At 63.6% G+C, this 18,865-nt stretch carries 15 protein-coding genes; 12 read left to right on the plus strand and 3 right to left on the minus strand.

Annotation, left to right across the window (positions count from 1 at the left end; all coding sequences use genetic code 11):
* Window positions 1–87 precede the first annotated feature (87 nt).
* From rimP to rbfA, 5 genes are read left to right on the plus strand one after another with little or no spacing between them, the layout of a single operon-like run.
* Window positions 88–693: a ribosome maturation factor RimP gene (gene rimP, locus KSAC_RS10065; protein ID WP_132305285.1), complete on the plus strand. Its 606-nt coding sequence runs from the start codon at window positions 88–90 to the stop codon at window positions 691–693.
* A gap of 20 nt (window positions 694–713) precedes the next feature.
* Window positions 714–2,249 carry a transcription termination factor NusA gene (gene nusA / locus KSAC_RS10070; protein ID WP_132305287.1) on the plus strand — a complete coding sequence of 512 codons (1,536 nt, stop codon included), beginning with the start codon at window positions 714–716 and terminating at the stop codon, window positions 2,247–2,249.
* Between the two features lie 34 nt (window positions 2,250–2,283).
* Window positions 2,284–2,916 carry an RNA-binding protein gene (locus tag KSAC_RS10075; RefSeq protein WP_243705370.1) on the plus strand — a complete coding sequence of 211 codons (633 nt, stop codon included), beginning with the start codon at window positions 2,284–2,286 and terminating at the stop codon, window positions 2,914–2,916.
* Complete coding sequence (gene infB / locus KSAC_RS10080) at window positions 2,913–5,618, plus strand: translation initiation factor IF-2 (RefSeq protein ID WP_102325047.1); 2,706 nt, start codon at window positions 2,913–2,915, stop codon at window positions 5,616–5,618. Before KSAC_RS10075 ends, infB begins: the two co-directional genes overlap by 4 nt.
* 23 nt (window positions 5,619–5,641) lie before the next feature.
* Entirely contained in the window at window positions 5,642–6,055 is a 414-nt protein-coding gene (gene rbfA / locus KSAC_RS10085) for a 30S ribosome-binding factor RbfA (protein ID WP_132306226.1), read from the plus strand.
* An 84-nt stretch (window positions 6,056–6,139) separates the two neighbouring features.
* Here rbfA and KSAC_RS10090 read toward each other — a convergent pair whose 3' ends face one another.
* Window positions 6,140–7,111: an MlaD family protein gene (locus KSAC_RS10090; protein WP_132305289.1), complete on the minus strand. Its 972-nt coding sequence runs from the start codon at window positions 7,109–7,111 to the stop codon at window positions 6,140–6,142.
* 257 nt (window positions 7,112–7,368) lie between these two features.
* Here KSAC_RS10090 and truB point away from each other — a divergent pair, with 257 nt between their 5' ends.
* The 4 genes from truB (at window position 7,369) to KSAC_RS10110 (ending at window position 12,528) form a co-directional block, all read left to right on the plus strand.
* Complete coding sequence (truB, locus tag KSAC_RS10095; RefSeq protein WP_132305291.1) at window positions 7,369–8,289, plus strand: tRNA pseudouridine(55) synthase TruB; 921 nt, start codon at window positions 7,369–7,371, stop codon at window positions 8,287–8,289.
* 31 nt (window positions 8,290–8,320) lie between these two features.
* Entirely contained in the window at window positions 8,321–8,590 is a 270-nt protein-coding gene (gene rpsO, locus KSAC_RS10100) for a 30S ribosomal protein S15 (protein WP_034927253.1), read from the plus strand.
* A 298-nt stretch (window positions 8,591–8,888) separates the two neighbouring features.
* On the plus strand, window positions 8,889–11,027 hold the full coding sequence (gene pnp / locus KSAC_RS10105; protein WP_132305293.1) for a polyribonucleotide nucleotidyltransferase: 2,139 nt from the start codon (window positions 8,889–8,891) through the stop codon (window positions 11,025–11,027).
* Between the two features lie 82 nt (window positions 11,028–11,109).
* A complete protein-coding gene (locus KSAC_RS10110; RefSeq protein ID WP_102325285.1) occupies window positions 11,110–12,528 on the plus strand; it encodes an NAD(P)H-dependent flavin oxidoreductase in 1,419 nt (472 codons plus the stop codon).
* A gap of 71 nt (window positions 12,529–12,599) precedes the next feature.
* Here KSAC_RS10110 and rdgB read toward each other — a convergent pair whose 3' ends face one another.
* Both rdgB and rph read right to left on the minus strand, forming a co-directional pair.
* Complete coding sequence (rdgB, locus tag KSAC_RS10115) at window positions 12,600–13,217, minus strand: RdgB/HAM1 family non-canonical purine NTP pyrophosphatase (RefSeq protein WP_132305295.1); 618 nt, start codon at window positions 13,215–13,217, stop codon at window positions 12,600–12,602.
* A complete protein-coding gene (gene rph, locus KSAC_RS10120; RefSeq protein WP_102325286.1) occupies window positions 13,214–13,942 on the minus strand; it encodes a ribonuclease PH in 729 nt (242 codons plus the stop codon). Before rph ends, rdgB begins: the two co-directional genes overlap by 4 nt.
* Before the next feature lie 145 nt (window positions 13,943–14,087).
* Here rph and hrcA point away from each other — a divergent pair, with 145 nt between their 5' ends.
* From hrcA to KSAC_RS10135, 3 genes are all read left to right on the plus strand, one after another.
* Window positions 14,088–15,167 (plus strand): heat-inducible transcriptional repressor HrcA, encoded by a 1,080-nt coding sequence (gene hrcA, locus KSAC_RS10125; protein ID WP_371207395.1) that lies wholly within the window; start codon window positions 14,088–14,090, stop codon window positions 15,165–15,167.
* Between the two features lie 117 nt (window positions 15,168–15,284).
* Window positions 15,285–16,172, plus strand: coding sequence for an aldo/keto reductase (locus KSAC_RS10130; protein ID WP_110546775.1), 888 nt, complete (start codon window positions 15,285–15,287; stop codon window positions 16,170–16,172).
* Between the two features lie 109 nt (window positions 16,173–16,281).
* Window positions 16,282–18,846 carry a penicillin-binding protein 1A gene (locus KSAC_RS10135; protein WP_132305297.1) on the plus strand — a complete coding sequence of 855 codons (2,565 nt, stop codon included), beginning with the start codon at window positions 16,282–16,284 and terminating at the stop codon, window positions 18,844–18,846.
* Window positions 18,847–18,865 lie beyond the last annotated feature (19 nt).

Below are 18,865 nucleotides of genomic sequence, written 5' to 3' on the forward strand. Positions count from 1 at the left end.
AGGGGTGGCGTGACCTATGTTACGGACAATTCCTTCATTTCCGGTTTTTTTTCTTTGGGGGGTGGCCGCAGGGCTGCCTTTTTTGCATTGGACGCTGATCTGCCTTTCCTGACGGGCCTTGATGCCCGCATAGCCGCCATGATCGCGCCCGCGCTGGCCGATATGGGGTTTGAACTCGTACGGGTAGCGGTGCTGGGGCGTGAATCGCCCACGGTGCAGATCATGGCGGACCGGGCCGATGGCTCGCTTATCGCCATTGAGGACTGCGAACAGATCAGCCATGCGGTGGGCGCGATCCTGGACGTGGAAGACCCGCTGCCGGGTGCATGGACGCTGGAAGTCTCGTCGGCCGGTATCGACCGGCCGCTGACCCGCGCCAAGGACTGGGACCGTTTCGCCGGGCATCTCGCCCGCGCCGAAATGAACATGCCGATTGATGGCCGCAAGCGCTTTGCCGGTATCGTGCTGGGCGCACGGGACGGTCATGGCCTGATGCGGCTTGACGACGGGACCGAGGTTGCGCTGCCTTTTGCCGAAATGCGCAAGGCGCGCCTGGTCCTGACGGACGAACTGATCGAGGTGAGCGCCCGGATGATGCAGCCGGGCGCTGTGGCTGACGAAAACGGGCCGGCGGAGGATTCCCCGGCTGAAACGCATAAGGCCAGTGGCAAGCCGGGCCGCCGCGCCAACTGAACGATGTTGTGGAGACACTGATGGATACGTCCGTTGCCCGTCCCGAACTGCTGCTGGTGGCCGATGCCGTAGCGCGGGAAAAGTCGATCGACCGCGAGGAAGTGCTGGAAGCGATGGAGCAGGCCATCCAGAAGGCCGGTCGCGCCAAATACGGTCATGAAAAGGATATCCGCGCCACGATCGACCGCAAGACCGGGGATGTGCGTCTTTCGCGCTGGACCGAAGCGGTCGAGGCGGTGGAAAATGAAGAAACGCAGATTCCGCTGTACATCGCGCGCAAGTTCAAGCCGGAAATCCAGCTTGGCGAATACCTGATCGATCCGCTGCCGCCCATCGATTTCGGGCGTATCGCCGCCCAGACGGCAAAGCAGGTGATTGTCCAGCGCGTGCGCGAATACGAGCGTCGCCGCCAGTTCAATGACTTCAAGGACCGCGTGGGCGAAATCGTCAACGGGACCATCAAGCGCACGGAATACGGCAACCTGCTGGTCGAAATCGGTGATGCAGAAGCCCTGCTGCGCCGTGATGAGCTGATCCCGCGCGAAAGCTTCCGCAATTCCGATCGCGTCCGCGCCTATATCTACGATGTGCGCGACGAACCCCGTGGCCCGCAGGTCTTCCTGTCCCGCACGCATCCGGCATTCCTTGCCAAGCTGTTCGCGCAGGAAGTGCCCGAGATCTATGATGGCATCATCGAGATCAAGGCCGTGGCCCGCGATCCCGGTTCGCGCGCGAAAATGGCTGTCATTTCACGCGATGCCTCGATCGATCCGGTCGGCGCGTGCGTGGGTGTGCGTGGCCGCCGCGTGCAGGAAGTGGTGAAGGAACTTCAGGGCGAGAAGATCGATATCATCCCCTGGAGCCCGCAGGCCGCGACCTTCGTTGTCAACGCCCTTGCCCCGGCTGAAGTCAGCAAGGTGGTGATGGATGAGGAAGCCGGTCGTGTCGAGGTTGTAGTGCCCGATGATCAGCTCAGCCTCGCCATCGGGCGGCGCGGGCAGAACGTCCGCCTTGCCAGCCAGTTGACGCGCTGGGATATCGACATCCTGACCGAGGCCGAGGAATCGGAGCGCCGGCAGGAAGAATTCCGTCGCCGCAGCAACCTGTTTGTCGAAGCACTGGACGTTGACGATGTCATCGCCGGGCTGCTGGTGACCGAAGGCTTCCATTCCATCGAGGAACTGGCATTCGCCGATCCCGATGAACTGGCCAACATCGAAGGCTTTGACGAAGACGTGGCCGGTGAACTGGTCCGTCGCGCCGAAGGCTACCTTGCGGGGCAGGAAGAGGAACTGGACAACAAGCGCCGTGAGCTTGGCGTCACGGACGACATCGCCGTGCTGGGCGTGTTCACCAACCAGATGCTGGTGACGCTGGGTGAAAAGGGCGTGAAGACGCTTGATGACCTGGCCGACCTTGCCGGTGACGAACTGGTTGAAATCCTTGGCAGCGATGCCATTGATGAAGATGCGGCCAACGAAATCATCATGGCGGCGCGCGCGCACTGGTTCGATGGTGATGAAAACGCGGCCCCGCAGGAGACGTCCGACGTCTGAGCAGGATAACACGCACGCGCAGGACGCGGATGACATCACACAGGAAGAGCGCGGTCCGCTGCGCCGCTGTGTCGTCACCCGTGTCCGGTTGCCCAAGGAGGAAATGATCAGATTCGTCATTTCCCCCGATGGAGTCGTGATCCCTGATCTTTCCGCACGTCTGCCCGGACGGGGAATTTGGTTGAGCGCACGCGCGGATGTGTTAGAAACAGCACGCACACGTGGCGTATTCGCCCGCGCGGCACGGGGAAGGGTTGTTATTCCCCCTGACCTGACCCATCTTGTAGTAGACGGGTTGCTGCGGCGGATGATGGATGTCGCGGGGCTGGCACGGCGGGCCGGGCAGATTGTCTGCGGTTTCGCCAAGGTGCGTGAGTGGGTTGTGGGCGGTCGCGCCGGTCTGGTCATCCAGGCGGCCGATGGCAGTCCCGACGAGAGGAAGAGAGTTTTGTCCGGTGCACGGGACCTTCCGGTTACGGTTGTTCCTACGGCATCGGGTCTGGGTGCGGCATTTGGCCGTGACCATGTTGTTCATGCAGCGATGCTGCATGGTGAACTGGCACGCCGTTTCCGTATCGAGAGTGAACGTTTTGCGGGTTTGTCCGGCAGGACTGGCCCGAATTCGGCGGAGCGGTCCGCCGGACGGTGTGAACAGGCGGGTACATGAGCGAAGGCAACGATCAGGATCAGGGTAAGGGACGCTTGTCCCTGCGGCCGGCGGGCCGGAGGGAAGTCGGACGGACGGTGGATGCCGGTTCCGTGCGGCAGAGCTTCAGCCATGGTCGATCAAAGGTAGTCCAGGTCGAGGTGCGCAAGAAGCGCGGGGCCGGGGCTGCGGGTAATGGATCGGGGCCCGCTGGCGGTCGCGCCGGTGGACGGGGCGGTCGCGCCCTGACGGCGGCCGAACTGGCGACCCGCCAGCGTGTGCTGGAAGAACAGCGTCGCGAAGCTGTTCAGCGCGAGAAAGATCTGCGCGAGCAGGAAAAGATCACGATTCTCTCCGCTGCGGAAGAAGCCCGCAGGCAGGAAGAGGAAAATGCCCGCCGTGCCGAAGAAGAGGCACAGGCTCAGGCAGATGCCGCAGCGCAGGAGGAAGCCCGCAAGCGGGAAGCCCAGAGCGCGGCTAAGGCCTCGGCACCTGAAGCTGTCGAGCCTGCTGGCCCGGTCGTTTCTTCCGTGCCGATTCCCGGTGAGGTCACGCTGGCCCCGCCGATGCAGCGCCTGCGTCCTCTGGCCGAACGGGCGATCATGCCCGCACAGCCGGTGCGTCCGTCGCGTCCGGCTGGTGGTGGCGCTTCGACCGCCCGCGCCCCGGGTGCCGGAGCCGGAGCCGGTGCGGGTGAGACACTGCGCCTGCGCACCGGTCGTGCGGAAGGGGGCGAGGAAGAACGTCGTCCCAGCCGTCGTCCCGGTGGGAATGCCGTGCCGAACCGCCGTCCCTCGGGCGGCGCAAAGAAAAGCAATGACAGCCGTCGCGCCGGGCGCATTGACGTGCAGGCCGCGATCGAGGGGGATGACGACAAGACCCGCTCGCTCGCCTCGGTCCGCCGCCAGCGTGAACGTGAGCGCCGTCAGGCCGAACTGGAGCGCCTGCGTTCCGATCAGGTCCGTGTGGTGCGTGACGTGATCCTGCCCGAGACCATTACGGTGCAGGAACTGGCCAACCGTATGGCCGCCCGTCAGGGCGAGGTCATCAAGGCGCTGATGAAGATGGGCGTCATGGCGACCGTCACCCAGTCGCTTGATGCCGACACGGCGGAACTGGTCGTGCAGGAATTCGGCCATCGTGTGCGCCGTGTCGCCGATAGCGATGTCGAGATCGGAATCGAGGGTATCGAGGATCAGGCTGAAGATCTCAAGCCGCGTCCGCCGGTCGTGACCGTCATGGGTCACGTCGATCACGGCAAGACCTCGCTGCTGGATGCGCTGCGCACGACCGATGTCGCCAATGCCGAAGCCGGGGGCATCACCCAGCATATCGGTGCGTATCAGGTGTCGCTGGCCTCTGGCGCGAAGATCACCTTCATCGATACGCCGGGCCATGAAGCCTTCACCGCCATGCGTGCCCGTGGCGCCTCCGTCACCGACGTGGTGGTGCTGGTGGTTGCGGCGGATGATGGCGTGATGCCGCAGACGATCGAAGCCATAAAGCACGCCAAGGCGGCTGATGCCCCGATCATCGTGGCCATCAACAAGTGCGACAAGCCCGACGCCAATCCCGACCGGGTGCGTCAGGAACTGCTGAACCACGAAATCGTGGTGGAAAGCATGGGTGGCGACACGCAGGATGTCGAAGTCTCGGCGCTGAAGCGCACCGGGCTGGACAAGCTTGAAGAAGCGATCCTGCTGCAGGCTGAAATCCTTGACCTGAAAGCCAACCCGGACCGGGTGGCGGAAGGTTCCGTGATCGAAAGCCGTCTGGATCGTGGACGTGGTCCGGTTGCAACCGTTCTGGTCCAGAAAGGCACCCTGCGTCGTTCCGACATCGTGGTGGCCGGGGCCGAATGGGGCCGTGTGCGCGCCATGATTGACGACCGTAACCGCCAGTTGGCGGAAGCAGGTCCGTCCATGCCGGTTGAAATCCTGGGCATCACCGGGGTTCCGGGTGCGGGTGAGCCGTTCGTGGTGGTGGAAAACGAGAATCGCGCCCGCGAAATCTCCGAGTTCCGCCAGCGCGTGATCAAGGATCGCATGGCTGCGGGCCAGACTGCCGCACGCGGCACGCTGGATCAGATGCTTGCCCGTATCCAGGCAGGTGCGCAGAAGGAAGTCGCGGTCCTTATCAAGGCGGACGTGCAGGGTTCGGCTGAAGCCCTTGAGGCGACGGTGCAGAAGCTGGAGCATGAGGAAGTCAAGATCCGCGTGCTGAATGCCACGGTCGGCCAGATCACGGAAAGTGATGTGCAGCTTGCCAAGGCATCGGGTGCGGTCGTGATCGCCTTCAATGTCCGTGCCACGACGCAGGCCCGTGAACTGGCCCAGCGCGAGGGTGTGGATATCCGCTACTACTCCATCATCTATCAGGTGGCGGACGATGTGGAACAGCTTGTGCGTGGCAAGATCGCGCCGAAGCATCGCGAGAAGTTCCTTGGCTATGCCGAAATCCGCAAGGTTTTCGAAATTACCAAGGTCGGCAAGGTCGCCGGTTGCTACGTCACCGAAGGCGTGGTCAAGCGCGGCTGTGGTGTCCGTCTGCTGCGTGACAACGTCGTGATCCATGAAGGCGATCTGAGCCAGCTCAAGCGCTTCAAGGACGACGTGAAGGAAGTGGCGCGCGGTTACGAATGCGGCCTGTCCTTCGCAGGGTATAATGACCTGCGTGAGGGCGACGTTGTCGAATGTTATGAAATGGAACTCGTCCCGGCATGAGCCGTAATTCATCCAGAAAAGGGATGAGCGAGAGCGGGCCGGCAGGGAATCTTGCCGGCCATTCCGCATCAGGTCCCTCGCAGCGCCAGTTGCGCGTGGCGGAAGAAGTGCGTCGCGTACTGGCGGAAATATTTGCCCGTACCGAATTCCGCGACCCGGATCTGGCCGATGTCCATATCACCGTTACCGAAGTCCGCATCTCACCCGACCTGAAGCACGCGACGGTATTCGTAGCGCGGCTGGGGCGTAGTGACGTGGCGGAACTGCTGCCTGCCCTCAAGCGTGTAAGCCCGTTCCTGCGGACACGTCTGTCCCATGCGCTCAGGTTGCGCGGGGTGCCGGACCTGCATTTCCAGCCTGATACGGCGCTGGATTATGCGATGGAGGTCGACAGCATGCTCCGTCAGCCGGAAGTAAGGCGCGATCTGGAAGACTGATCCGTCATGCGGACTGACTGAAAAAGGCCGGTCTGGCGAAATGCCAGACCGGCCTTTTCTGTAAATGTCAGATGCGCGGGCAGGTCAGTTACGACGTCCCATAAGCAGCAGTTGCGGGTTGCGTTCCACATCGGTTGCGAAACCGCGCAGGGCCGCTGCCGCTGCGGCAAGGTCGCGCAGGGACGAATCGATATTGGAACGGTCAGCGGAACTGGGGGCCGTGATGTCGTGCAGCCCGGCCAGCGCGCCTCTGGCCTCGGTGACCGTATCATTGGAATTGACCAGAAGCGTGTGCAGTTCGCTGCCCCGCGCATCAAGCTGGGCCGTGCCCGTATTGGCCAGATGGTCGATGGAGGCCAGCGTCGTATCCATCCGGTGGTCCAGATCACGGATGGCGTCGGTTGCCGTATCGACCGTTACCCGTGTGTGGTCCGAGGTGGCACGTACGCTGTCCACCAGCGGCGGCAGGTCCTTGTCCAGCCGGTCGGCCAGCGTGCGGATGCTGACCAGCATGGTGTCGGCATTATTGGCGATGTTCTTGAGCGGCAGCGTCGTCAGCGCATCGGTCAGGCGCTGCATTTCCGATTCCCGCGCCGGGATTTCCGTATATCCGCTGAAGCCGGGATGCAGGTGCGCCGGTGTGGCGGGATCGAATGTCAGGTCGATTTCTTCCTGCCCGGTCACGAAGCTCTGCATATGCAGTTCGGCGCGCAGGCCGCGTTCGACCAGCCTGGGCAGTTCATGTGTATCGAGCGCCCTGCCATGGCTGGTCGCCATGTGCGCGCCATTGGCCTCAAGTTCCAGCGTTACGGGAATATAGGCCTGATGCGTGTCGGGATCGAACTGGACGGAAATACGTTCCACATGCCCGACCTGCACGCCGTCGAACGTGACGGGCGCACCCACACCCAGACCGTTGATGGGGCTGTCGAATACGACCACGGCGTGGCTGGTGGGGGAGAAGGGATGGAATTTCCCGAACAGCGCGATGGCCGTCACACCAAGAAGGGCGCCACCCAACACAAATGCACCGACCGTGGTCTGCCGTTCAGCCATGGTGTTCAGGTCTCCCTACACGCGGAATGAAAAAATATTCCAGGAACACGATACCCATGCGCCTGTTTGCCGCAAGATGGCACCACATCCACGCCTGGCAAAGCGGGATAGGGTGATGGCAGGCATGTGCCACCTTCGCCCTTACTATCATGTGTGTCCCTTACGGCCAGCCCCCCTGATGGAATGGGGCATTGCCGTGCCTGCGTGCCTCGTCTAAACGCACGCCTTCCCCCTGACTGGATGCAAGGTGCCGTGCAATGCGACGCAAACGTGGACGCCCGCTTGATGGCTGGCTGATAATCGACAAGCCGTCGGGCATGACATCCACGCAGGTCGTGGGCCGTGCGCGCTACCTGTTCGATGCGGCCAAGGCTGGCCATGGCGGCACGCTGGACCCGCTGGCGACCGGTCTGCTGCCGATAGCCTTCGGCAAGGCGACCAAGACCGTGCCCTATATCATGGATGGCACCAAGCGTTATCACTTCACCCTGCGCATAGGGGAGGCACGCGACAGTGACGATGCCGATGGCAACGTGACGGCAGTATCCGACGTGCGCCCCGATAACGCGGCCTTTGCGGCGGCGCTTGGGGCGTTCCGTGGCGATATCATGCAGGTGCCGCCGGTGTTTTCTGCCCTCAAGGTGGGCGGCAAGCGTTCTTATGACCTTGCGCGCGCGGGGAATGCACCCGAACTGCAGTCACGGCCCGCGCATATCGACCGTTTTGAACTGATCGCCCGGCCCGATGCCGATACGGCGGTGTTCGAGGTGGTGTCGGGCAAGGGAGTGTACATGCGTTCGCTCGCACGCGATATCGCGCAGGCCTGTGGCACGGTGGGTCATGTGGTGGCGCTGCGGCGGCTGAACGTGGGGCCTTTTGATGAATCCCATGCGATTCCACTGGACAAAATTGTCGCAAGCGCCGACAACGCGCCTGCTCCCCCGGATCTGCTGCTTCCGGTCGCGACCGCGCTGGCCGACATCCCGGCGCTGGCCCTGACCCGTGAGGAAGCGGATGCCCTGTCATACGGTCAGGCCCTGGACCTTAACCAGTTGGCGGACCGGATGCCGGACCACACCGATCCCCGCAGCGGGGTCGTGCGTGCGATGGACGGGGCGCGTGTGGTCGGGCTGTGCCGTCCCGTGGACGGCTGGCTGCGATCGGTACGCATGCTGTGAACTGAATATCTGTCTGTAATGGAGAAAGACGATGTCGATTACTGCTGAACGCCGCACGGCGCTGATTGGCGAATACCAGAACGCCGCCACGGACACGGGCTCACCGGAAGTGCAGGTTGCCCTGCTGACCGAGCGGATCGTGAACCTGACCGATCACCTCAAGACCCACGCGAAGGATTTCCATTCCCGCCGTGGTCTGCTGATGCTGGTCGGCCGCCGCCGCCGCCTGCTTGATTATGTCAAGCGCAAGGACCAGGCCCGCTACGAAACACTGATCAAGCGCCTCGGCCTGCGTCGCTGATTTGCGACATGACGGGATCGCGGTCATAATGCGTTCCCGTTCGGCCCGTCCGGGTGCGGCGCATGCATGTGCATGGCCGCGCCCGGCGGCGCCGGATATTTTCAGGTACCCATAACGGGTGCCATCAACACGCTGCCGACGCCACGGCGGAGATGTCCGGACCGGATCGCAGCGTTTCAGGCCACATGGTGTTCTGACGGCAGTGCCGTCATCACTCCATGCCGTCCGAGGCGCTGCCATCAATGTTCCAATGTCCGGCCCGCCTGCATTGCGGCAGTCAACGGACAGGGTTGTCTGGATGTTCAATTATTTTCGCAAGGAAATCGAATGGGGCGGTCGCCCGCTGGTGCTGGAAACGGGCAAGGTCGCCCGTCAGGCCGATGGCGCGGTTGTCGTAACCTATGGCGATACGGTCGTGCTCTGCACGGCTGTTGGCGCCAAGAATGTGAAGCCGGGGCAGGATTTCTTCCCGCTTACGGTCAATTATCAGGAAAAAGCCTACGCCGCGGGCAAGATCCCCGGTGGCTTCTTCAAGCGTGAAGGTCGTCCGACCGAGGCCGAGGTTCTGAACTCGCGCCTGATCGACCGTCCGATCCGCCCGCTCTTCCCCGAAAACTTCCGTAACGAGGTTCAGGTCATCGCGACCGTTCTGAGCCACGACATGGAAAACGATCCCGCCGTTGTGGCGCTGATCGGCTGCTCGGCGGCGCTGACGCTGTCCGGCATCCCGTTCTTCGGTCCGGTGGGCGCGGCGCGCGTGGGTTACAGCGATGGCAAGTACATCCTCAACCCGACAATCTCGCAGGTGCGTGAGAGCGAGCTGGATCTGGTCGTGGCCGGCACGTCCGAAGGCGTGCTGATGGTCGAGTCCGAGGCCGGGGAACTGTCCGAGGACGTGATGCTGGGCGCCGTGACGTTCGGTCACGAAGCCTTCCAGCAGGTGATCGACGCGATCATCGACCTTGCCGAAAACGCAGCCAAGGCCCCGTGGGACCTGGCCGAGCCGACGGCTGAGGAAATCAAGCTGCGCAAGAAGGTGGACAAGGTCGGTCGTGCCCTGATCGCCGAAGCCTACAAGGAACGGGCCAAGCAGGTTCGTTACAAGAAGGTTGCCGCCGCCCGTGAAGCGATCCTTGCCAAGATCGGTGAGGCCGACGCCGATGCGGCCAAGCCGATGATCAAGGATCTGGAAGCCGACGTGGTCCGCACGGAAGTGCTCGACACCGGTTACCGTATCGATGGCCGCGATCTGGAAACGATCCGTCCGATCGTGTCCGAGGTCGGCATCCTGCCGCGCGCGCATGGTTCCGCCCTGTTCACCCGTGGCGAGACGCAGGCGCTGGTGGTGGCCACCCTGGGCACCGCGCAGGACGAGCAGATCGTGGACGCGCTGGAAGGCGAATACCGCACCAACTTCATGCTGCACTACAACTTCCCGCCGTTCTCGGTTGGTGAGTGCGGGCGCATGGGTTCGCCGGGCCGTCGTGAAATCGGTCATGGCAAGCTGGCATGGCGCGCCATCCACCCGCTGCTGCCGGGCAAGGATACCTTCCCGTACACGATGCGCGTCGTGTCCGAGATCACGGAAAGCAACGGCTCTTCTTCCATGGCCACGGTATGCGGCACGTCGCTTGCGCTGATGGATGCCGGTGTTCCGCTGAAGCGCCCGGTGGCGGGCATCGCCATGGGCCTGATCAAGGAAGACGACGAATTCGCCGTGCTGTCCGACATTCTGGGTGACGAAGATCATCTGGGTGACATGGACTTCAAGGTGGCGGGCACCGAAAAGGGCGTGACCGCGCTGCAGATGGACATCAAGATCACGTCCATCACGCCGGAAATCATGAAGATCGCGCTGGGTCAGGCCCGTAACGGCCGTCTGCACATCCTGGGCGAAATGGCCAAGGCGCTGACCGAAGGCCGTTCGGATGTTTCTTCCTCCGCGCCGAAGATCACCACGATCTCCGTGCCGAAGGAAAAAATCCGCGATGTGATCGGTCAGGGCGGTAAAGTCATTCGTGAGATCGTTGAATATTCGGGTGCGAAGATCGACATCAACGATGACGGCACGATCATGATTGCCGCCACTTCCGACGAGCAGGCCGAAAAGGCCATCGAGCGGATCCGTGGTATCGTGGCTGAGCCCGAAGTGGGCCAGATCTACAACGGCAAGGTTGTGAAGACCGCCGATTTCGGTGCGTTCGTGAACTTCCTTGGCCCGCGTGACGGACTTGTCCACATCTCCGAACTGGCGCAGGGCCGCGTCTCCAAGACGACGGATGTCGTCAAGCAGGGAGACGAGGTGAAGGTGAAGGTTCTGGGCTTCGACGATCGCGGCAAGGTCAAGCTGTCCATGCGCGTGGTCGATCAGGAAACTGGTGCCGACATCACCGAGACCGTGGGCGCGAAGCCCGGTCGGGCGCCTGCCGCGCGCTAAGACGCGGAAATGACACCCCGGCGGCCGGCCACGCATCAGGCGTGGCCGCCTGCGGGGGCAGATACATGACGATGGAATGGTGATGAAGCCGATCAATGCGATCCGTATGGGCGGGACGGATATTCTGCCCCTGGTCGAAGGGGGGAAGGGCGTCTCGATCTCAACCGGCGTTTCCGCGGGGCACTGGGCCGCGGCCGGTGGGGTGGGCACGGTCTCGATCGTGAACGCCGATTCCTATGACGGGGATGGCAATGTCATCCCGCAGGACTATCACGGCAGGACGCGGCGCGAACGGCACGAGGAACTGGTCGATTACGCCATTCGTGGCGGTATCGCGCAGGCGCGCATCGCGCATGAGATCGCAGGCGGCAAGGGACGTATCCATGCCAATATCCTGTGGGAAATGGGCGGGGCGGAACGGGTCATCAACGGGGTGCTGGAAGGCGCGCCGGGACTGATCCAGGGTCTGACCTGTGGTGCGGGCATGCCGTATCGCCTGTCGGAAATCGCCGCGCGGTTCGGTATCCATTACTATCCCATCGTGTCATCCGCACGCGCGTTCAACGCGCTGTGGCGCCGGGCCTATCACAAGACGGGCGATCTGCTCGGCGCGGTCGTCTATGAAGACCCGTGGCGCGCGGGTGGTCATAATGGCCTGTCCAACACCGAAAACCCGCTGGAGCCGGAAGATCCGTTCCCCCGCGTGCTGGCGCTGCGCAAGCAGATGCGCAGCTTCGGACTGGATGATACCCCCATCATCATGGCCGGTGGCGTCTGGTGGCTGGAGGAATGGCAGGACTGGATCGACAATCCCGAACTGGGTCCGATCGCCTTTCAGTTCGGCACGCGACCGCTGCTGACGCGCGAAAGCCCGATTCCCGATTCGTGGAAGCGCCGCCTGCTGACGCTGAAGAAAGGGGACGTGTTCCTCAACCGCTTCTCGCCCACGGGTTTCTATTCATCCGCCGTCAACAACAGCTTCCTGCATGAACTGCGGGCACGCAGTGAGCGGCAGATTGCCTTCTCGCCCGAGGAACTGGGCGCGCATACCATGGCGCTGGCCATTGGCGCGCGCGGCCGGCAGGTCTTCGTCACGCCCGAAGACGGGCAGCGTGCAAAGCTGTGGATGGAAGAAGGCTATACCGAGGCCATGCGCACGCCGGACAATACGCTGGTGTTCGTGACCCCGGAAAAGGCACGCGAAATCCTTGCCGATCAGGGGGCCTGCATGGGCTGCCTGTCGGAATGCCGCTTTTCCAACTGGTCGCAACGTCCGCCCGCCTATTCCAACGGGCACAAGGCGGACCCGCGTTCCTACTGTATCCAGAAGACCCTTCAGGCCGTCGCCCATGCCCATGGGCCGGATCAGGATGAGGTGATGGATCACAACCTGATGTTCGGCGGCACCAATGCCTGGCGCTTCGCCACCGACCCGCTTTACGCCAACGGCCATGTGCCGACGGTGGCGGAACTGATGGAACGGATACTGACCGGGCGTTAAACCCGTTCATGCGGACATGAAAAAGGCTGGCATCCCCCGGGAGCCAGCCTTTTTTACTGAGACGGGACCGCTCAGTCCGTCATGGGCAGGCAGGCATCGCGGAACAGGGCGAAAGCCAGTGCGCGATGGCTTATGTCGTTCTTTTCCGCTTCCGTCATTTCGGCAAAGCTGCGGGTGCCCTTGCCGGGGGCAAAAACAGGATCGTAACCATGCCCGTTCGTGCCGCGCGGCGGCCAGACGACATGGCCATCGATCCGTCCCTCGAAGGTTTCGGTGTTTCCATCCGGCCATGCCAGGCACAGCACGGAAATGAACCATGCGCTGCGATCGGGGGTGTCGCCCATCTGTTCGTGGATGCGGCGCATGGCATCGGGATAGTCCTTTTCCGGCCCGGCCCAGCGGGCCGAGAAGATGCCCGGAGCACCGCCCAGTGCTGCGACGCAGAAGCCGGAATCATCGGCCAGAGCGGGCAGGTTGGCAGCTTTCGCCGCAGCCTGCGCCTTGAGGATGGCGTTGCCGTCAAAGCTGTCGGCCGTCTCCTCCGGTTCAGGTAGCGACAGTTCACCAGCCGAGACAACGCGGATGTCATACCCGGCCAGCAGGGCGGCGAATTCCGCAACCTTGCCCCGGTTATGGGTGGCGAGGACCAGCGTATCCCCCCGGCGCAGGCGATTGGTGTGCGTATTCATGCCCTGGTCACCTGCTCGATGGTTGCGGCCTGTATGCGGAACAGTTCCGCCGTGCCCGTGCGCGCCAGACGCATGAGGGCGTTGAACTGGTCTTCGGTAAAGGGGTCCTTTTCCGCCGTGCCCTGAATTTCAACAATGCCCCCTTCGGCGGTCAGGACGAAATTGGCGTCGGCGGCGGCGGTGCTGTCCTCATCGTAATCGAGGTCGAGCACCGCACCTTCCGCCGTCAGGCCACATGACACGGCCGCCACCTGTCCCTTGAGCGGCAGGGCGGCCAGCGTGCCGTCACGTACCAGCTTTTCCAGCGCCAGACGCAGGGCGACCCATGCGCCGGTAATGGCGGCGCAGCGCGTGCCGCCATCGGCATTCAGCACGTCGCAGTCCACGGTGATCGAGATTTCTCCCAGCGCCTTCAGATCCGTCACCGCGCGCAGGGAACGCGCGATCAGGCGCTGGATTTCCTGCGTGCGGCCGCTCTGCTTGCCTTTGGCGGCTTCGCGGTGGCCGCGGCTGTGGGTGGCGCGCGGCAGCATGCCGTATTCCGCCGTGACCCAGCCCTGTCCCTTGCCGCGCAGGAAGGGTGGTACGCGGGTTTCGACACTGGCGGCACACAGGACTTCGGTTCCCCCCATGCGGATCAGGGCGGAACCTTCCGCATGGCGGGCGAAGCCGGTCTGGATGGAGACGGGACGCAGGGCGTCAGGGGCACGGCCGGATGGACGCATGGGCATAACTCCGCAAAGTGATGGGGCGGCATAGCCTGCAATCCGCCCCCTTTTCCAGTCCCGCGTGGGCAGGGATGTGATTGATCTGCTATAATGAAGGCCATGCGGGACGCCCGCATGAACTGAGGCATGAAAGGCAGGAGGCATGGCTATGGAAACCCGATCCCACGTAGTGCCGCCGCCCCTGTTATCGGGGCTGGATGCCCGCTCCGCCGCGATCCTGCGCGAAATCGTGGAACAGTATGTCGAAACGGGCGAGCCGATGGGTTCGCGCACGCTGTCGCAGCGCCTGCCGCTGTCGCTGTCACCCGCCACGATTCGTAACGTCATGGCGGAGCTGACGGATGCGGGGCTGCTGTTTTCCCCCCATGCGTCGGCGGGACGGCTGCCCACGGAAAAGGGCGTACGGCTGTTTGTGGATGGCCTGCTCCAGTTCGGCAGCCTGAGTGATGAGGAACGCGAAAGCATCGCGGGCATGCTGGATGTGAAGGGTCGGTCGCTGGAGGATATGCTGGCGCAGGCGTCATCCATGCTGTCGGGCCTGTCCTGTGCCGCAGGCGTGGTCATGGCCCCGAAAAGCGATGGCACCGTCATCAAGCATATCGAATTCGTGGCCCTTGGTCCGGGCAGGGCGCTGGTCATTCTGGTCAGCGCGGACGGTCAGGTCGAAAACCGCGTGATCGAGACACCGTCTGGCCTGCCGCCTTCCGCACTGGTGGAGGCGGGGAATTACCTCAATGCCCATCTGTCGGGCCAGACGCTGGACCGCCTGCGCGAGACGGTCAGCACCGACATGACCGCCAACCGTACCGAACTCGATCATCTGACGGCGGAAGTGGTTGCCAGTGGCCTTGCAACGTGGAGTGGCGCTGACGAACGCGGGGGCACCCTGTTCATTCGCGGGCAGGGGCGGCTGCTGGCCGATGTGACCGAAATCGAACGCCTGACCACCATCCAGATGCTGTTCGAGCGGCTGGAAACGCAGGAAACCATGCTGCGTCTGCTTGATCTGGCGCGCGAATCGGAAGGGGTACGCATTTTCATCGGTGCCGAAAGCGGGCTGTTCGGGATGGCGGGCATGTCGGTCGTCGTCGCCCCCGCGCGCACGGACAGCAACCGGATCGTGGGTGCGATTGGCGTGATCGGGCCGACGCGCATCAATTACGCCCGTATCATTCCCGTGGTCGATTACACCGCGCGCGTGATCGGCCGCATGCTGGGCTGAAGGGTAGGGGTGTGATGCAGCCCATACATGCAACCGGACTCGCGGCCCCCCATTATGGTTACACGACAGTAACCGCGCGCCGTCTCCACGGCGTGCCGAAAGCGCAAGGAGGATGGGATGTTCACTCCCGATGCAAGGCGGTCCGGTTCGTTCATGATTGGCGGTGACCTTGAGGTCACGCGGCTGGGCTTCGGGGCCATGCGCATTACAGGTCCGGGCATATGGGGCGAACCCGCCGACAGGGCGGCGGCCCTTGCGACATTGCGCCGCCTGCCCGAACTGGGGATCAATTTCGTCGACACGGCGGATGCCTATGGTCCCTATGTCAGCGAGGACCTGATCCGCGAGGCGCTGCATCCCTATCCCGACACGGTCATCGCCACCAAGGGCGGCCATACGCGGCATGGGCCGAATATCTGGAAGCCGGTGGGCAACCCCGATTACCTGCGTCAGTGCGTGTTGATGAGCATGCGCCGGCTGGGTGTGGAACGCATCGACCTGTGGCAGTTGCACCGTGTCGGCGCGGACTGCACGCCCGAACAGCAGTTCGAGGCGATCGCCACCATGCGCGCGCAGGGGCTGATCCGCCATGTCGGCCTGTCGGAAGTGACGGTCGAGATGATCGAGCGCGCACGGCTGTATTTTCCCGTCGCCACGGTCCAGAATCGCTTCAATCTGGTCAACCGCTATTCGGAAGATGTGCTGGATTACTGCACGCGTGAAAATATCGGCTTCATCCCGTGGGCACCGCTCGCTGCGGGCGGGCTTACGCGCGGCGAGACGTTCCTGACCCGCCTTGCGACGGAAAAAGGTGTCCAGCCCGGCCAGATCGCGCTGGCATGGCTGCTGCGCCGCGCGCCGGTCATGCTGCCCATTCCCGGCACCGGCAGCCCCGAACATGTGGCCGATAACGCCGCCGCAGCAGCGATTGTGCTGAGTGATGAGGAATTCCATCAGCTTGATAACGAAGGCCGCGCCGAATGGGGCAGCCGTAACGCCGTATAGGGACCGGCGGCATCCCGGTAGATGGATCGGGGGCGACGGCGCCGCCGGACAATGCTAGACAGGGGGCTTCGACACAGAACGGCCCTTTTCTTTCCCTATTGGATACCGGATGACGCTTGCTGACGGATCAGGCCGCGATGGCCGGAGTGATGGACCTTCCCGACCGGAAACCGCCAGCCCCCGTCGGCCACGATACCGGATGGTGCGCTGGCTTGCGGGCACGACGCTGGCCATGGCCCTGCTGGGTGGCAGCGTGGGCGGGCTGGTCGTATGGCGCGAATATGCGCGCCTGAGCGAGGGGCTGCCCACCGTGGACGGCCTGCGCACCTATCAGCCGCCGGTCATGAGCCGCCTGTATTCCGGCGATGATCAGGTCATGGCCGAGCTGGCGGCAGAACGGCGCATATTCGTGCCTTACAGCGCCATACCCGAACGCGTGCGCAGCGCCTTCCTTGCCGCGGAGGACCAGAAATTCTTTACCCATGGCGGTGTCGACCCGCTGGCGATCCTGCGCGCCGGGCTGACCGACATGATGATGCATGGCACCAAGCATCGTCCCATCGGGGCTTCGACCATTACGCAGCAGGTCGCGCGGATCATGCTGCTGGGATCGAATGCTGTCTCGATCGACCGCAAGATCAAGGAAGCCCTGCTTGCCATGCGTCTGGAACAGACGCTGAGCAAGGAGCAGATCCTCGAAATCTATCTCAACGAGATCTATCTGGGCGAAGGTGCGTACGGCATTGCCGCTGCGGCCCAGACCTATTTCAACAAGCCGCTGGATCAGTTGGACAATGCGGAGGCGGCCTTCCTTGGCGCGCTGCCCAAATCGCCCACCAACTACAATCCGCACCGTTATGTGCAGGCGGCGACCACCCGGCGCAACTGGGTGCTGGACCGTATGGCGGACCTGCATGTCATCACGCCCGAGGAGGCGCATGCCGCCCAGCTTGAACCGCTGGTCCCCGCCAACTTCACCCGTCCCGGTCCGGTGCCCGGTTCCGAATGGTTTGCCGAAGAGGTGCGCCGTGAACTGATCGAACGATACGGCATCGGCACCACGATGGAAGGTGGCCTTTCGGTCCATACGTCGCTCGATTCGCATCTGCAGCAGGTCGCGACTTCGGCCCTGCGCGACGGGCTGGAGCGGTACGACCGCGCCCATGGCGGCTGGCGCGGGGCCGTGGGACATGTCGATGCCCGGAACGTGGGCGGGGAGTGGGCCAGTGAACTGGCCCATGTCACGCCCCCTGCCGGTATACTGGAGCAGTGGCGCATGGCCGTTGTCCTGTCGGCGGCGACGGGGCGTGTGGGCTGGCTGGAAGGGCGGGACCCTGTCGTGCCCCATACCGGCGACCTGCTGGCGCGTGACCGGGCATGGATGCGCACCGGAAAGGGCGTGCAGACCGGCGATGTGATACTGATCGAGCCACAGGCGGATGGCGGCGGCGTCGCCGTGCGGCAGATACCGCATGTGGAAGGCGCGCTGGCCACCATTGACGTGCATACCGGGCGCGTCATGGCCATGGTCGGGGGCTGGTCGTTCAAGGAATCACAGTTCAACCGCGCGACACAGGCGGCGCGCCAGCCGGGTTCGTCATTCAAGCCCTTCGTCTATCTCGCGGCGATGGAAAACGGTATCTCGCCATCGCAGAAATTCGACGATTCCCCGGTCAGCTACGGCGAATGGCATCCCAGCAATTATGAAAAGGATTTCTGGGGCCCCACCACGCTGCATGACGCCCTGCGCGAATCCCGCAATCTTGTCACGATCCGCCTGGCCGCCCAGATCGGCATGAAGCCTGTCGCCCAGCTTGCCCAGACGCTGGGCCTTGCCCATTCCATGCCGCTGGTACTGCCTGCGGCACTCGGGGCCGTGGAAACCACCGTGATGCGGGAGGCCGGGGCCTACGCCACCATCGCCAATGGCGGCAGGCTGGTTACGCCCACCCTGATTGACGACATCAAGGACCGCAACGGCAATGTCATGTGGCGGCCCGACGGGATCGCGTGGCAGCCCAACGCAACGCCCGCAACCGGCCCGCAGATGGCCGATACCCGCCCGCAGGTCGTTTCCGCCGCCAGCGCCAGCCAGATCGTGGCGATGATGCAGGATGTCATACGCCGTGGCACCGGCGTGCGTGCGGGTGCCGGTATCGACCGGCCCATCGCGGGCAAGACCGGCACCAGCCAGGATTTCAACGATGCCTGGTTCGCGGGCTTCTCTCCTGATCTGGTGACCGTAGTCTGGATCGGCTTCGACACCCCGCAGTCACTGGGCAAGAACGAGACGGGCGGCGTCATCGCGGGGCCGATCTGGAATCAGGTGATGAAGACGGCGCTCGCCAGCCGCCCGCGTCTGGATTTTCCGGTGCCCGATGGCGTAAGGCTGGCCCGTTACGATACGGGCATGGGCATGGCGATCGACGCCTTCAAGCCCGGTCAGGAACCGGGTATGAGCGTGGATCTGGGCGCCGGGTCCGGTACGGGCCTGACGGCTGCGGATACGGGGGCCGAGAACATGCCTGATTCCGAAAACGATATGGCCGCAACCCCGGGTAACCCCACCACCCCGGCGGAGGGCACGGCCCCGGTCGCGCACCCGGCGGCCCCTGCCGATACCGGTCCGGCCCCGTCTTCCGGGGGTGACATTGGCATGGGCGGCCTGTATTGACGCCCCTTATCGCCGGGCA

The organism is Komagataeibacter saccharivorans (genome assembly GCF_004348195.1).
In the GTDB taxonomy this organism is placed as follows: Bacteria; Pseudomonadota; Alphaproteobacteria; order Acetobacterales; family Acetobacteraceae; genus Komagataeibacter; species Komagataeibacter saccharivorans.